Origin of the sequence: Streptomyces sp. CB01580, assembly GCF_001905795.1 — a bacterium.
GTDB lineage: Bacteria > Actinomycetota > Actinomycetes > Streptomycetales > Streptomycetaceae > Streptomyces.
On the sequence record NZ_LIXJ01000003.1, the window covers coordinates 211,505 to 227,499 of the forward strand.

Below are 15,995 nucleotides of genomic sequence, written 5' to 3' on the forward strand. Positions count from 1 at the left end.
TCCGCCGGAACCCCACCCGGTCCCGGCGGCGCACCCACCCCGACACCCCAGGGACGACATGACCCAGCACCTCGCTGCCCCCTCCACCGGCCCGTCCGCCGACGCTCCGGCCCACCAGAACGGCTGGTGGCAGGACGCGGTGATCTACCAGGTCTACCCACGGAGCTTCGCCGACGGCAACGGTGACGGCATGGGCGACCTCGCGGGCGTACGCGGCAAGCTCCCGTACCTCAAGGACCTCGGCGTCGACGCGGTCTGGCTCAGCCCCTTCTACGCCTCCCCGCAGGCCGACGCCGGCTACGACGTCTCCGACTACCGCGCCATCGACCCCATGTTCGGCACCCTGCTGGATGCCGATGTACTGATCCGGGACGCCCACGAACTGGGCCTGCGGATCATCGTGGACCTGGTGCCCAACCACTCCTCCGACCGGCACGACTGGTTCCGGCGCGCCCTCGCCGAGGGCCCCGGCTCCGCGCTGCGCGACCGCTACCACTTCCGCCCCGGAAAGGGTGAGCAGGGCGAACTCCCGCCCAACGACTGGGAGTCCGTCTTCGGCGGCCCCGCCTGGACGCGGACCACGAACCCGGACGGCACCCCCGGCGACTGGTACCTCCACCTCTTCGCGCCCGAGCAGCCCGACTTCAACTGGGAACACCCGGCCGTCGCCGACGAGTTCCGCTCGATCCTGCGCTTCTGGCTCGACATGGGCGTCGACGGCTTCCGGGTCGACGTCGCCCACGGCCTCGTCAAGGCCCCCGGACTGCCCGACATCGGCAGCCGCGACCAGCTCAAGCTGCTCGGCAACGACGTCATGCCGTTCTTCGACCAGGACGGCGTCCACGAGATCTACCGCTCCTGGCGCACCATCCTCGACGAGTACCCCGTGAAGAAGGGGCCCGAAGGGCCTGCGTCGGAAGGGCGGTGGTGGGCGACGGGCGGACGGATCCTCGTCGCCGAGGCGTGGACCCCCACCGTCGAACGCACCGCCCACTACGTGCGCCCCGACGAGATGCACCAGGCGTTCAACTTCCAGTACCTGACCACCGACTGGGACGCCGCCGCCCTGCGCGAGGTCATCGACACCTCGCTCGCCGCCATGCGCCCCGTCGGAGCCCCCGCCACCTGGGTGCTCTCCAACCACGACGTGACCCGGCACGCCACCCGGTTCGCCAACCCGCCCGGCCTCGGAACCCAGATCCGCACCCCCGGCGACCGCGAACTCGGCCTGCGCCGGGCCCGCGCCGCCACCCTGCTGATGCTGGCACTGCCCGGTTCCGCCTACGTCTACCAGGGCGAGGAACTCGGCCTGCCCGATGTCACCGACCTGGCCGACGAGGTCCGCCAGGACCCGTCGTTCTTCCGCGCGGAGGGCCAGGACGGCTTCCGCGACGGCTGCCGGGTGCCGATCCCGTGGACCCGCGACGGCGGCTCGTACGGCTTCGGCAGCGGTGGCAGCTGGCTGCCCCAGCCCGACGGCTGGGGCGAGCTGAGCGTCGAGGCCCAGACCGGCGTCACCGGCTCCACCCTGGAGCTCTACCGGGCCGCGATCGCCGCCCGCCGGGCCCACCCCGGGCTCGGCGCCGGTGCCTCGGTGGAATGGCTCCAGGCCCCCGAGGGGCTGCTGATCCTCGCCCGTCCCGGCTTCGTCTGCACCGTCAACACCACGGACCGCCCGGTCCGTATCCCGGTGCGCGGCAGTGTCCTGCTGTCCAGCTCCCCGGTCGTCACCGACGGCGCCGAGATCGACCTGCCCGCCGACACCACGGTGTGGTGGACGGTGTGACGACCCCCCTGGTCAGGACCGGCGGTGCGCCGAGACTCTCGGACATCGCCGGACGGGCGGCGGTCAGCGAGGCCACCGTCAGCCGGGTGCTCAACGGGAAGCCCGGTGTCGCGGACACCACCCGTCGGCGGGTGCTCGCGGCGCTGGACGTCCTGGGCTACGAACACCCCGCACGGCCGCGGCAGCGCAGCGCCGGCCTGATCGGACTGGTGACGCCCGAACTCACCAACCCGATCTTCCCGGCGTTCGCGCAGTCCGTGGAACAGGTCCTGGCCGGACACGGCTACACCCCGGTGCTCTGCACCCAGATGCCCGGTGGCGCCACCGAGGACGAACTCGTCGAGCAGCTCGTCGAACGCGGCGTCGACGGGATCGTCTTCCTCTCCGGGCTGCACGCCGACCTCTCGGCCGACCCGGCCCGCTACGCCGCGCTCGTCGACCGAGGCGTCCCGTTCGTCCTGATCAACGGCTACAACGAACGGATCAGCGCCCCGTTCGTCTCGCCCGACGACGTCGCGGCGGTGCGGATGGCCGTCGGCCACCTCGCCGATCTGGGCCACCGCAGGGTCGGCCTGGCCATCGGCCCGCAGCGCTACGTACCGGCCCGCCGCAAGCGCGACGGCTTCGTCGAGGCCGCCGCCGACCTCCTCGGCATGGACCGCGCCGAGGCCGAACTCCTCGTCTGCACCACCCTGTTCAGCGTCGAGGGCGGCCAGGTGGCCGCGGGCGCGCTGCTCGACCGGGGATGCACGGGCATCGTCTGCGGCAGCGACCTGATGGCGCTCGGCGTGGTGCGCGCCGCCCGGGACCGCGGGCTCCACGTGCCGCGCGACGTGTCGGTGGTGGGCTTCGACGACTCGCAGCTGATCGCGTTCACCGACCCGCCGCTGACGACGGTGCGCCAGCCGGTGCACGCGATGGCGGGGGCGGCGGTGAGCGCCCTGCTGGAGGAGATCGGCGGCAGCCCGGTGCAGCGCACGGAGTACGTGTTCCAGCCGGATCTGGTGGTACGGGGTTCGACCGCTGCGGTCGGCCCGGCCTGAGCCCCGGCCTGAGCCCCGGCCCGCGTTCCGGCCGGGCCCTCGATCCCGTACCCGGCACCGTGACCCGCATTTCTCCCCGCAACAGGAGGAAACATGGCACGCACAGCACTGCGCGGACCCCTGTCCGCGGCGCTCGCCCTGGCGGCGGGCGCCACCGTCCTCATGGCCCCCGCCGCCACCGCCGAGGCGTCCGCGCCCGGCGACAAGGACGTCACCGCCGTTCTCTTCGAGTGGAAGTTCGACTCCGTCGCCCAGGCGTGCAAGGAGTCCCTGGGTCCGGCCGGCTACGGCTACGTGCAGGTCTCACCGCCCCAGGAGCACATCCGGGGCGACCAGTGGTGGACCTCGTACCAGCCCGTCGGCTACCGGATAGCCGGGCGGCTCGGCGACCGCGCCTCCTTCGCCGCCATGGTGAACGCCTGCCACGAAGCGGGCGTCGGCGTCGTCGTGGACTCCGTCATCAACCACATGGCGGCGGGCTCCGGCACCGGCACCGGAGGCACCTCGTACACGAAGTACGACTATCCCGGCCTGTACTCCGCGCCCGACATGGACGACTGCACCGCGCCGGTCACCGACTACCGGGACCGGGCGAACGTCCAGAACTGCGAACTCGTCGGCCTCGCCGACCTGGACACCGGCGAGGAGTACGTCCGCGGCAGGATCGCCCGCTACCTCGACGACCTGCGCTCGCTCGGCGTCGACGGCTTCCGCATCGACGCGGCCAAGCACATGCCCGCCGCCGACCTGGCGGACATCAAGTCCCGGCTGAGCGACCCGGACGTCTACTGGAAACAGGAGGTCATACACGGGGCGGGGGAGGCCGTCCAGCCCGAGGAGTACGCCGGCAACGGGGACGTCCAGGAGTTCCGCTACGCACGCGGCCTCAAGCAGGTCCTCACCGGCGAGAAGCTCGCGTATCTGAAGAACTACGGCGAGGGCTGGGCCTTCATGCCCTCGTCGACGGCCGCGGTCTTCGTCGACAACCACGACACCGAACGCGGCGGCGACACGCTCAGCTACAAGGACGGCGCCGCGTACACCCTCGCCCACGTCTTCATGCTGGCCTGGCCGTACGGCTCGCCCGACGTCCACTCCGGGTACGAGTGGTCCGACAAGGACGCCGGGCCGCCGGGCGGCGGTACGGTGAACGCCTGTTACCGCGACGGCTGGAAGTGCCAGCACGCCTGGCCGGAGATCTCCTCCATGGTCGCCCTCCGCAACACCGCGCGCGGCGAGCCCGTCACCGACTGGTGGGACGACGGCGGCGACCGGATCGCGTTCGGCCGCGGCGCCCGGGCGTACGTCGCGATCAACCACGAGGGTTCCCCGCTCAACCGCACCTTCCAGACCTCGCTGCCCGCCGGTGACTACTGCGACGTCCAGTCCGGCAGGGGCGTCACCGTCGACTCCTCCGGCCGCTTCACCGCCACGCTCGGCGCGGACACGGCCGTCGCCCTGCACGTGGGCGCCCGCACCTGCGGCGACTGACCCGGCCGACCGGTCCGGGGCGCCCCGCACACCTGGGCGCCCCGGACCGGTGCGCACCGCCGACGGGCCCCGCCCCGTCCCCCGATTCCCACAGCACACGCAAGGAGAATCCGCACGTGTCCCGCTCCCTCCTCGGACGGGGAATCGCGGCCGCGCTCTGCGCCGCGCTCCTCCCCGTCGTCCCGGCGGCCTCCGCCTCCGCCGCACCGAGACCCCCGGCCCCGCCCTCCGACGCCCGGCTGGCCGCCGAACCGGCCCGCCACGACCTGACGCGCGAACAGTTCTACTTCGTCCTGCCCGACCGGTTCGCCAACGGCGACCCCTCCAACGACCGCGGCGGGCTGACCGGTTCACGCCTGCGGACCGGCTACGACCCCACGGACAAGGGCTTCTACCAGGGCGGCGACCTCAAGGGCCTGACCGACCGCCTCGACTACATCAAGGGCCTCGGCACCACCGCCATCTGGCTCGCCCCGATCTTCAAGAACCGCCCCGTCCAGGGCACGGGCAAGGACGCCTCGGCCGGCTACCACGGCTACTGGATAACCGACTTCACCCAGGTCGACCCGCACTTCGGCACCAACGCCGACCTGTCGAAGCTGATCGACAGGGCCCACGCCAAGGGCATGAAGGTCTTCTTCGACGTCATCACCAACCACACCGCGGACACCGTCGACTACGCCGAGAAGACCTACGGTTACCGGCCGAAGGGCGCCTACCCGTACCTGGACCGGGACGGCCGCCCGTTCGACGACGCCAAGGGCCTCGCGAAGGTGGACGCGGACTCGTTCCCGTACACGCCCGAGAACACCGGGAACAAGGTCCCGTCCTGGCTCAACGACCCGACGATGTACCACAACCGCGGCGATTCGACCTTCGCCGGCGAGTCCGCCACCTACGGCGACTTCGCCGGGCTGGACGACCTGTGGACCGAGCGGCCCGAGGTCGTCTCCGGCATGGAGAAGATCTACGAGAGGTGGGTCAGGGACTTCGACATCGACGGCTTCCGGATCGACACCGTCAAACACGTCGACCTGGACTTCTGGACCCAGTGGGCCACGGCCCTGGACGCCTACGCGGCCGAGCGCGGCCGTGCGGACTTCTTCATGTTCGGCGAGGTCTACTCCGCCGACACCGCAGTCACCTCGCCCTACGTCACCCGGGGCCGGCTCGACGCGACGCTCGACTTCCCCTTCCAGGAAGCGGCACGCCAGTACGCCTCGCAGGGCGCCCCGGCCGCGAAGCTCGCGGCGGTGTTCGGTGACGACTACCGCTACACCACCGACAAGGCCAACGCCTACGAGCAGGTGACCTTCCTCGGCAACCACGACATGGGCCGCATCGGGACGTTTCTCAAGCAGGACAACCCGAAGGCCGACGACGCGGAGCTCGTCCGGCGCGCGGAGCTCGCCAACGAGCTGATGTTCCTCGGCCGGGGGAACCCCGTCGTCTACTACGGCGACGAACAGGGCTTCACCGGAGCGGGCGGCGACAAGGACGCCCGCCAGACCCTGTTCGCCTCGAAGACCGCCGACTACCTCGACGACGACCGGATCGGCACCGACCGCACCCACGCGGACGACGCGTACGACCCGGACCACCCGCTGTACCGGAGCATCGCCGCGCTCTCCGAACTGACCAGGAAGAACCCGGCACTGCGCGACGGCGTTCAGACCGAGCGGTACGCGCAGGGCTCCGTCCACGCCTTCTCCCGCACGGACCCCGAGAAGCCGAACGAGTACCTCGTGGCCACCAACAACGCCACCGCCCCGCGCACCGTCGAGCTTCCCACCGCATCGGTCGACATGAAATTCCGTACGTTGTACGGAGGTTCGGGTACGGTCCGCAGCGGTGCGGACAAGAAGATCACGGTCACCGTCCCCGCCCTCTCCAGCCTCGTGCTGCGCGCCGAGAAGCCGATGGCCGACCCCGCCACCAGGCCCTCGATCACCCTGAAGGCGCCCGCCGCCGGAGCCACCGGCACCGTGGAGCTGTCCGCCGACGTCGACGGCGGACAGCTGAACCGCGTCGTCTTCGCCGCCCAGACCGGCAACGGCAAGTGGGTCACGCTCGGTTCCGCCGACCACGCCCCGTACAAGGTCACCCAGTACCTGGACGGCAAGGTGGCGGCCGGAACACCGCTGCGCTACAAGGCGGTCGTCGTCGACCGCGCCGGCCGCACCGCGAGCGCCCTCGCCGCGACCACCGCCGGACAGGCCCCCGCCGAGACGAAGCCCGTGGCCGTCCAGCGCGACTACGCCGTCGTCCACTACCGGCGCGCCGACGGCGACTACGACGGCTGGAAGCTCCGCTCCGGCGACACCGCGGCCGGCTTCACCGGACGCGACGCCTACGGCGCGTTCGCCTGGATCAAGCTCGAAGAGGGCGCGTCCACCCTCCCGTACACCGTCGAGAGGGACGGCGCCGCCGACGGGCCGCAGCGCACCGTCGAACTCGCCAGGACCGGAGAGGTCTGGATCGAACAGGGCGAGGACGGACAGGCCGACAAGGCCCCCGACGGCGCCTACCCGCCGCAGGACACCACCAAGGCCGTCCTGCACTACTACCGGGCCGACGGCGACTACGACGGCTGGGGACTGCACACCTGGACCGGCGCCAAGAACCCCACCGACTGGGCGAAGCCGCTCCGGCCGGTGAAGCAGGACGCCTCCGGCGCCACCTTCGAGGTACCGCTCGCCGAGGACGCCACCTCGCTCGGCTACATCCTGCACAAGGGCGACGAGAAGGACCTCCCCGGCGACCAGTCCCTCGACCTCGCCACCCACGGGAACGAGGTCTGGCTGCTCGGCGGAACCCCCGGCTACCTGCTGCCCCAGGCCGGCGGCGTACCCGCGCCCGACCTCGGCAAGGCCGAGGCGCAGTGGATCGACGCCGACACCGTCGTATGGAAGGTGAAGGCCACCGCGGCCACCAGCCAGCAGCTCGTCCACGCACCGGGCGGCTCTCTCACCGTCGTCGACGGGGAGCTCTCCGACCAGGGCCAGTGGCTGCGGCTCACCCCCTCCGCGCTGACCGACGCGCAGAAGGCCGCGCACCCGAACCTCAAGGACTACCCGGCGTTCACCGTGGACGTCCGGGACCGGGACCGGGTCCGTGACGCGCTGCGCGGCCAGCTGATCGCCACCCAGCGCGCCGCCGACGGCGCCCTGCTCGCGGCCACCGGCGTCCAGACCGCGGGCGTGCTCGACGACCTGTACGGGAAGCACGCGGCCACCGCCCCGCTCGGCCCGGTGTTCGACCACGGCCGCCCCATCCTGTCCGTGTGGGCGCCCACCGCCCGTACCGTCGCCCTCGAACTCGACGGCCGCACCATTCCCATGCGCCGCGACGACCGCACCGGCGTCTGGTCCGTCACGGGCACAAAGAAATGGACGGGCAGGCCCTACCGCTACGTGGTCGACGTCTGGGCGCCCACCGTCGGGAAGTTCGTCACCAACAAGGTCACCGACCCCTACTCCACCGCCCTGACCACCGACTCCGCCCGCAGCCTCGTCGTCGACCTCGACGACCCGCGGCTCGCGCCCGAGGGCTGGAACGGGCTGAGGAAGCCCGCCGCCGTCCCGCTGCGCGAGGCCCGGATCCAGGAACTGCACATCCGCGACTTCTCGATCGCGGACCGCACCTCGAAACACCCAGGCCAGTACCTCGCCTTCACCGACACCCGCTCCGACGGCATGAAGCACCTCAAGAGGCTCGCCGACGCCGGAACCAACTACGTCCACCTGCTGCCCGCCTTCGACATCGGCACCATCCCCGAGAAGAAGTCCGACCGCACCGAACCCGCCTGCGACCTGTCCGTGTACGCCCCCGACTCCGCCGAACAGCAGGCGTGCGTGGCCGCGGCCGCCGCCCGCGACGGCTTCAACTGGGGCTACGACCCGCTGCACTACACCGTCCCGGAGGGCTCCTACGCCTCCGACCCGGAAGGCCCCCGGCGCACCGTCGAGTTCCGCCGGATGGTGCAGGGACTCAACGGCGCGGGCCTGCGCGCCGTCATGGACGTCGTCTACAACCACACCGTCGCCGCCGGCCAGGACGACAAGTCCGTGCTCGACCGGATCGTGCCCGGCTACTACCAGCGGCTGCTGGACGACGGCACCGTCGCCACCTCCACCTGCTGCGCGGGCACCGCGCCCGAGCACACCATGATGGGCCGGCTCGTCGTCGACTCGGTCGTCACCTGGGCCCGGCAGTACAAGATCGACGGCTTCCGCTTCGACCTGATGGGCCACCACCCCAGGGCCAACATCCTCGCCGTCCGCAAGGCGCTGGACGCGCTGACCGTGGCGAAGGACGGCGTCGACGGGAAGAGGATCGTCCTGTACGGGGAGGGCTGGAACTTCGGCGAGGTCGCCGACGACGCCCGGTTCGTCCAGGCCACGCAGAAGAACATGGCCGGCACCGGCATCGCCACCTTCTCCGACCGCGCCCGCGACGCCGTGCGCGGCGGCGGCCCCTTCGACGAGGACCCGGGCGTGCAGGGCTTCGCCACCGGTCTGTACACCGACCCCAACACCTCACCGGCCAACGGCACGAAGGCCGAACAGAAGGCCCGGCTGCTGCACCACCAGGACCTGATCAAGGTCGGTCTCACCGGCGGCCTCGCCGACTACGCCTTCACCGACTCCTCGGGCCGTGCCGTCAGGGGCTCCGAGGTCGACTACAACGGCGCTCCCGCCGGATACGCCGCCGCCCCCGGCGACGCCCTCGCCTACGTCGACGCGCACGACAACGAGTCGCTGTACGACGCGCTCGCCTTCAAGCTCCCGGCGGGCACGACGGCGGCGGACCGGGCCCGCGCGCAGGTTCTCGCGATGGCGACGGCCGCCCTCTCGCAGGGCCCCTCGCTCTCCCAGGCGGGCACCGACCTGCTGCGCTCCAAGTCCCTGGACCGCAACTCGTACGACAGCGGCGACTGGTTCAACGCCCTGCACTGGGACTGCCGCGACGGCAACGGCTTCGGCCGCGGGCTGCCCCCGGCCGCCGACAACGCTTCCAAATGGTCCTACGCCCGGCCGCTGCTCGCCGACACCGCCCTCCGGCCGGGGTGCGCGCAGATCGAGGGCGCCTCGGCCGCCTACCGCGACCTGCTGACCATCCGCGCCACGGAACGGGACTTCGGCCTCGCCACCACCGCGCGGGTGCAGTCCGCCCTGTCCTTCCCGCTCTCCGGGAAGGAGGAGACACCGGGCGTGATCACCATGCGCCTCGGCAGGCTGCTCGTCGTCTTCAACGCCACCCCCGGCACCACGACGCAGACGGTCACGGCTCTGGCGGAGAAACGGTTCGCCCTGCACCCCGTCCAGGCGAAAGGCGCTGATCCTACCGTTAAGAAGTCGACGTATGAGCAAAGTTCAGGAAGTTTCACCGTTCCGGGACGCACGGTGGCGGTGTTCGCCCAGAACTGAGCCGCGACAGTACTAGGTTGGGCACCAGGCAGCCGCCGGGGAGTGCCGCACCTGGGCACCCCCGGTACGCCCTTCCCACCCCCGGCCGGTCCCGGCCCCTTCTCCGGCACCCCCAGGTCCCTCCCATGCCTGGGGCGTACGGACCAGGGGCCGGGGCCGGCCGGTCCACCTGTTTCAGTGACGGTGACCATGGCGAGCGACATCCCCGAGGAGACGACGAGCTTTGTCGGACGGAAAGCGGAACTGGCCGGGCTCGAACGCACCGTCGCCGCTCACCGGCTGACCACCCTCACCGGAAGCGGAGGCGTCGGCAAGACCAGGCTCGCCGCCCGCGCCGCACGACACGCGGCCTCCGCGTACCGCGACGGGGCCCGCTGGGCGGACCTGTCCCCGCTGCACGACGACAGCCTGCTCATCGCGACCGTCTCCGACGCGGTCGGGCTCTCCGACCACACCCTGCGCATGCCCATCGACGCGCTGTGCGAATGGCTCGCCGACAAGGAACTGCTGCTGGTCCTCGACTCCTGCGAACACCTGCTCCCGGCCAGCGCGCACCTGCTCGGCGAGGTCCTCACCACCTCGCCCGGCCTCACCGTGCTGGCCACCAGCCGGCAGCCGCTCGGTCTGCGGGGCGAACGGCTCGTCGAGGTCGAGCCGCTGCCGTTCGAGGGCGCGGGCGACGCGCTGACCCTGTTCCGGGACCGGGCCGTGGCCGCGGCCCCCGGACTCGCCCTCCACGCACCGGCCGACACCGCGGCCGCCGCCGAGATCTGCCGCCGTCTCGAAGGCATCCCGCTCGCCATCGAACTCGCGGCCGGGGCCCTCGGCGGGGAGAGCGTCGAGCAGGTCGCCGCCCGGATCCGCACCCGCTTCGACGTGCCGGCCGACGACACGGCCCTGCCGCCGCGCCACCGCACCCTGCGCACCGCCATCGGCTGGAGCCATGAACTGTGCACCCCTCCGGAGCGGCTGCTCTGGGCGCGGCTGACCGTCCTGCGCGGCGACTTCGACGAGGCCACCGCCCGCGAGGTCTGCGCCGGCGGACCGCTCACCGCGGACGGGGTCACCGGGGCGCTGAACGGCCTGGTCGCCAAGTCCGTCGTCCGACGGGACGGCGCACGCCACCGGATGCTCGACACCATCCGCGAGTACGGGCGGATGTGGCTCGCCGAACTGGGCGAGGAGCGGGCCGCCGCCGACCGGCACGCCGCCTGCTTCCTCGGCCTGGCCCGCCGGGCCCACGCGGGCTGGACCGGTGACGACCAGATCATCTGGTACCACCGCATCGCCGAGACGCACGCCGACCTGTGCGCGGCCCTCGACCATCTGTTGGTCCACGACACCGCGGCCGCCCAGGAGATGGCGGGCCGGATCGGCTTCTTCTGGTGCTGCTGCGGCCATCTGCCGCAGACCCGCGACTACGCGCGGCGCGCTCTGGACGTCGGCCCGGAACAGGGCCCGCACCGCACCCGCGCCCTGTGGGTGCTGGGCATGACCGTCATGCTCCAGGGCGACTACCCGGCTGCCCGCCGCCTGGGCCGGGAGTGCACCCGGTCCGCGTCCCGGGACGGCACCCACGAGGGCATCCTCGCCGCCGCCTACCTGTGCGGCCTCACCCATCTGATGACCGGCCGTCCCGAGGCGGGCCTGCGCCGGATCGACCAGGTCCTGCGCGTCGCCGACGCCGGGACCCGGCTCGAAGCCGCCTACCGGCTGCGCTGCCGCCTCATCACCGTCTTCGCCCTGACCAGCCTCGGCCGGCTGGAAGAGGCGGCCGAGGCGGCTCGCAACCTGCGCGCCGTCTGCGAGGCCCAGGACGAGTGCTGGACCCGCAGCTACGTCGACTACCAGCTCGCCCTGATCGCCCTGCTGCGGGGCGACGCCGAGGCTTCCGCCGCCCACGCCCGCGCGATGCTCGCGGGTAAGCACCGCCTGCGCGACCGCTTCGGCATCGCGCTCGGGCTGGACATCCTGGCCGCGGCGATCGCCGCCCAGGGCGCCGGTGCCCGCGCCGCCCGGGTGTACGGCACGGGCCAGGTCTACTGGCGCATGGTCGGCCACCCGCAGCGCGGCACCCCCGAGCTGGGCCCGCTGCGCGAGGCGTGCGAACGCCGGGCCCGCGAGGCCGTCGGCGACGCCGCCTTCCAGCGCGCCTTCGAGCGGGGCCGGGCGGACAACGCGGAGGTCGGTCTGGCGGCGGCGCTCCAGGGCGAACTGCTGATGTAGCGCGCGGGCGCCGGACGCCTCCGTGCCGCGGAACGCCGGGCCGCGAGCCCGTCACGACCTGCCGAGCCGGAGGGCCGGGCCGTCACGGGGCGCCGGTCCGTGGGTCCGTCGCGGTGGGCGTCGCGCGTTGCGCGGGAACGGCCGGTGCGACCGGTACGGCGGGTGCCAGGGCGGAGAGCCGTTCCAGCAGCTCGCCGAACGGCCCGTCCGCCGGCTCCTGCGCGAGCACTCGCAGCACGATGCCCGCCATCTCGGTGTCGTACGCGGCGCTCACCGCGGCCAGCGCCGCGAAGTCGTGCACCAGCTGCGTCTCCAGCTCCTCGCGCGGGACACGCCGCCCGTCCAGCCAGATCAGCGCCGTCGACTCGGCCAGCGAAACCCACGACCGCACGACCAACTCCAGCCGTGCCGGGGGGACCTCGACGCCGAGATGGGCCAGGATCTGCTCGTACGCCGCCTGCCGCACCCCGTCGATCACCGCGTTCGCCGTCGAGGAGCCCGCCGCGGGTCCGCCCCGCATCAGGGCCGAGAACCCCGGGCCGTGCTCGTCGACGAAGTCGAAGAACCGCTTCATCACCTTCAACAGCCGCTGACCGAGCGGTCCTTCACGCGGTTCGACGAACCGCGCCGCCAGCTCGTCCGCCGCCCGTCGCAGCGCCGCCTCGTACAGGCTCTGCTTCCCGGGGAAGTAGTGGTAGACCAGGGGGCGCGAGATCCCGGCCGCGGCCGCGATCTCGTCGATCGACACCTCGTCCGGGGCGCGGTGGCTGAACAACTCCAGCGCGACATCGATCAGTTGCCGCCTGCGCTCCTCGACGCCCATCCTGCGCCGCACTCCGGTCGTCATGGTGGACAGCGTACCCAGTGCCGTGACCGGCGGCGTCTGACCCCGTCGCGGCCGACGCCGCCGGTCACGGCGCCGGGCGGGGGCTGGTGGGAGGTGTCGGGCCGGCCCGCCGACGATCCGCGGGGCGACGGCCGGCCCGCTGCCGTCACAGGTCCAGGACCAGTCGTCCTCCCCGGCACCGGGACACGCAGATCAGCATCGAGTCGTCCCGTTCCGAGTCGGTCAGCAGCTCGTCACGGTGATCGACCTCGCCTTCCAGGACGCTCTGCCGGCACGTACCGCAGAAGCCTTGTTCGCAGGAGTAGGAGACGTGCGGAAGTTCCTCGCGCACCGCGGACAGCACCGACCGGTCCGCCGTCACGTGGACCGTGCGGCCGGAGCGGCGCAGTTCGACCTCGAAGGGGCCGGCACCGGCCGTCGACGTGCTCGCCGGGGCGAAGCGCTCCAGGTGGAGGGTGCGGCCGGGCGGCAGGGCGGCGGCGACCGCGTCCATCAGAGGCTCGGGACCGCAGCAGTAGACGGCCGTGCCCTCCGCCGTGTCCGCCAGGGCCCCGGCCGTGTCCGGACGGCCCGCCTCGTCGGCGGGGACGACCGTCACCCGGCCGCCCTCCGCGCCCAGCTTCTCGATCTCGTCCAGGAACGGCATCGAGGCACGGGACCGTCCGCCGTACAGCAGCCGCCAGTCGGCCCCCGAGGCGGCCACGGACCGCAGCATCGGCAGGATCGGGGTGATGCCGATGCCGCCCGCGACGAAGAGGTACGCGGGGGCGTCGACGAGCGGGAACCGGTTGCGCGGGGCGCGGACCTCCACCTCGTCGCCCGCGCGAAGCCGTTCGTGGACCTCCCGCGAGCCGCCCCGGCCGTCCTCCACCAGGCGCGTCGCGATCGTGTACGTGTCGGCGGCGGCCGGGTCCCCGCACAGCGAGTACTGCCGGACCAGGCCGGAGGGCAGCAGCAGATCGAGGTGCGCGCCGGGCTGCCAGGCCGGCAGACCGGCGCCCTCCAGACGGAGCAGGACCACGTCCTCGGCGGCTGAGGCACGTTCCGTGATCAGCAGCCGGTGGGTGGTGGTGGAGCGGCGGCCCGAGTGCCCCGACACCGGGGTGTCCAGGGCCGGGAGCGGCCACAGCGGGGAGCGCCGGACGCGGCGGCGCACGGCACGCCGGGCCAGCAGCGCGGCGCCGGTGAGGAGCAGGGCGGTGCGTGCGCGGGGCAGCGGGAGCGGCATGGTCAGTGGCCCCCCGTCGTCCGGGCCTCGGCGGCCGTCGCCGCGGGCGAGTGCGCGAGGTAGTCCATCGCCTGGGCCGTGCTGCCCTCCTGCGAGGGGTGGTAGGAGCGGCTCAGATAGCGGGGGACGGAGCGCAGCAGATCACCCGTCGCGGGCAGCGTGCCCTGCCTGCCGCTGACGTAGAACTCCTTGAACGACGCCTTGCCGTCCAGCAGCGTCGGGTCGTTCTCCATGAAGAAGCGCGCGCCGCGCTGCCAGAGGAAGAACAGCGCGGAGAAGCACGTCGCCCAGGTCCGCACCCGCCGCCGGTAGCCGCCGTCGACGTGCATGAACAGGTCGAACGCGACCGAGCGGTGCTCGACCTCCTCCGCGCCGTGCCAGCGCAGCAGGTCCAGCATCGTCGGATCGGCGCCGCGCCGGTCCAGCTCCTCGGCGTTCAGCACCCAGTCGCCCAGGAACGCGGTGTAGTGCTCGATCGCCGCGATCATCGCCACCCGCTCCATCAGCCACCACTTCCGGGCCCGGCCCGGTGGCAGCGTCCGGTCGCCCAGGAGCTTCTCGAAGAACCAGTCGATCTGCGCGGTGTACGGCGTGGGGTCCAGACCGAGCCGCCTCAGATGGGGCAGCACGTCGTCGTGGGCCTGCGAGTGCACGGCCTCCTGTCCGATGAACCCGAGGACGTCCTGGCGCAACCGCTCGTCGTGGATGTACGGCAGGACCTGCCGGTACACGTGGACGAACCAGCGTTCCCCGGCGGGCAGCAGCAGATGCAGCACGTTGATGGTGTGCGTGGTGAACGGGTCGCCCGGCACCCAGTGCAGGGGTGTCTCGTCCCAGGCGAAGGAGACCTTGCGGGCCTTGAGCGGCGTCCGCTCCGACGTGACCGGCGCCGGCTGCGTATGAGACATGACGTCAATGTACTGACGGGTATGCCGATGTGACAGGGGGCGTACGACGATTTCCTCGGGGTGCCCGGACACCGGGCCGGTGCGGAGCGCCCGTACGGACCGGTGTCGGCGGAGGGGGGCACGCGGGCCGGGCCTGCGCGCGGACACGTAGCCGGCGCGCGACCCCGCCCCGCGGGGCGGGGGCCGCCGTTCCCGCTGTCAGGAGTTCACCGGCCGCTCGTCGTGCGAAGCGGCGCATCCGGATCCGGGGCCCGTTCGCCCGTGGGGCCGGGGACGCGCGGGCGTGCGGGGGAGGTGTCGCGCTCCTGGTCGTGGCCCGGCGGACCCAGCAGCGCCCCGCACACCAGCAGCGCCGCCACGGCCGCCATCGCCGCCTTCGTGTACTGGTGGCGGCGCGGCAGGTCCGGAGGGCGGACGTGGAGCGCACAGGGGTCGAACTCCGGGGAGTCGAGCAGCCGGTGAGGCGTCGGCACACCATCCGCCTCGGCGAGGGCCGCGTGCGGGTCCGCCACCCCGGCGGTGGTGAGCACCCGTCGCACCCGGGCGTCGGGCAGCCGTTCCAGGCCGCGCAGGACGCAGGCGGCGCGCCCCGCGCCCGAGAGCTCCGACAGGGCGTGTTCCAGGGCGAGTTCGTCCGATCCGCCCGAGTGCGGCACCAGCCGCAGCCCCCACACCTGCGGCAGCGACGCCGCCGTCCGGAGGCGGTGCCACGGGCGTTCCGCCTCCAGCGCCGCCCGCACCACCAGCCCCCGGGCACACGTGTGGAGCGGATCCTCCGACGCCATCGGATCGCCGGGCAGGTGCGGCGACGGGATCCCCGAGCGGTCCGGGTCCGCCGTACGGTGCGCCGACAGCAGGGCCCGCTGGGCGAGGGCGTGCGCCGTCAGTACCCGCCGATGACGGCCGAGCGACCGCGGCAGCACCAGATATCCCAGCCGGGTCAGCCGCGGATAGTGCTCGACGAGCGCAGCCCCGCCCCGCCCCGCGTCGGCCCGGGCGTCCGTGGAAGGTATCTCGGGCAGTGGGCGCACATTCAG

General features: G+C 72.8%; 8 protein-coding genes and 1 pseudogene. 5 read left to right on the forward strand and 4 right to left on the reverse strand.

Annotated elements, in window-relative coordinates:
- The first annotated feature begins 58 nt into the window (after positions 1 to 58).
- From AMK22_RS06020 to AMK22_RS06040, 5 genes and pseudogenes are all read left to right on the forward strand, one after another.
- Positions 59 to 1,786, forward strand: coding sequence for a glycoside hydrolase family 13 protein (locus tag AMK22_RS06020; RefSeq protein ID WP_073782176.1), 1,728 nt, complete (start codon positions 59 to 61; stop codon positions 1,784 to 1,786).
- Positions 1,771 to 2,829 carry a LacI family DNA-binding transcriptional regulator gene (locus tag AMK22_RS06025; protein WP_073782177.1) on the forward strand — a complete coding sequence of 353 codons (1,059 nt, stop codon included), beginning with the start codon at positions 1,771 to 1,773 and terminating at the stop codon, positions 2,827 to 2,829. Before AMK22_RS06020 ends, AMK22_RS06025 begins: the two co-directional genes overlap by 16 nt.
- A gap of 93 nt (positions 2,830 to 2,922) precedes the next feature.
- Positions 2,923 to 4,311 (forward strand): annotated as a pseudogene (locus tag AMK22_RS06030) (alpha-amylase); the annotation flags it as partial.
- A 125-nt stretch (positions 4,312 to 4,436) separates the two neighbouring features.
- The gene (gene pulA, locus AMK22_RS06035) at positions 4,437 to 9,749 is read left to right on the forward strand and encodes a pullulanase-type alpha-1,6-glucosidase (protein ID WP_073782178.1); all 5,313 of its coding nucleotides are present in this window, start codon (positions 4,437 to 4,439) and stop codon (positions 9,747 to 9,749) included.
- A 189-nt stretch (positions 9,750 to 9,938) separates the two neighbouring features.
- Positions 9,939 to 11,975, forward strand: a complete 2,037-nt coding sequence (locus AMK22_RS06040; RefSeq protein WP_073782811.1) for an ATP-binding protein — start codon at positions 9,939 to 9,941, stop codon at positions 11,973 to 11,975.
- Between the two features lie 82 nt (positions 11,976 to 12,057).
- Here AMK22_RS06040 and AMK22_RS06045 read toward each other — a convergent pair whose 3' ends face one another.
- The 4 genes from AMK22_RS06045 to AMK22_RS06060 form a co-directional block, all read right to left on the reverse strand.
- On the reverse strand, positions 12,058 to 12,822 hold the full coding sequence (locus tag AMK22_RS06045; protein WP_073782179.1) for a TetR/AcrR family transcriptional regulator: 765 nt from the start codon (positions 12,820 to 12,822) through the stop codon (positions 12,058 to 12,060).
- A 145-nt stretch (positions 12,823 to 12,967) separates the two neighbouring features.
- Positions 12,968 to 14,050, reverse strand: coding sequence for a PDR/VanB family oxidoreductase (locus AMK22_RS06050; protein ID WP_073782180.1), 1,083 nt, complete (start codon positions 14,048 to 14,050; stop codon positions 12,968 to 12,970).
- 2 nt (positions 14,051 to 14,052) lie between these two features.
- On the reverse strand, positions 14,053 to 14,958 hold the full coding sequence (locus AMK22_RS06055) for a metal-dependent hydrolase (RefSeq protein WP_073782181.1): 906 nt from the start codon (positions 14,956 to 14,958) through the stop codon (positions 14,053 to 14,055).
- 206 nt (positions 14,959 to 15,164) lie between these two features.
- Complete coding sequence (locus tag AMK22_RS06060) at positions 15,165 to 15,989, reverse strand: hypothetical protein (RefSeq protein WP_073782182.1); 825 nt, start codon at positions 15,987 to 15,989, stop codon at positions 15,165 to 15,167.
- Positions 15,990 to 15,995 lie beyond the last annotated feature (6 nt).

Coding starts and splice junctions, on each gene's coding strand:
- AMK22_RS06040 (WP_073782811.1), top strand. CDS start 9,939: ATGGCGAGCGACATCCCCGAGGAGACGACGAGCTTTGTCGGACGGAAA.
- AMK22_RS06050 (WP_073782180.1), bottom strand. CDS start 14,050: ATGCCGCTCCCGCTGCCCCGCGCACGCACCGCCCTGCTCCTCACCGGC.
- AMK22_RS06045 (WP_073782179.1), bottom strand. CDS start 12,822: ATGACGACCGGAGTGCGGCGCAGGATGGGCGTCGAGGAGCGCAGGCGG.
- AMK22_RS06055 (WP_073782181.1), bottom strand. CDS start 14,958: ATGTCTCATACGCAGCCGGCGCCGGTCACGTCGGAGCGGACGCCGCTC.
- AMK22_RS06020 (WP_073782176.1), top strand. CDS start 59: ATGACCCAGCACCTCGCTGCCCCCTCCACCGGCCCGTCCGCCGACGCT.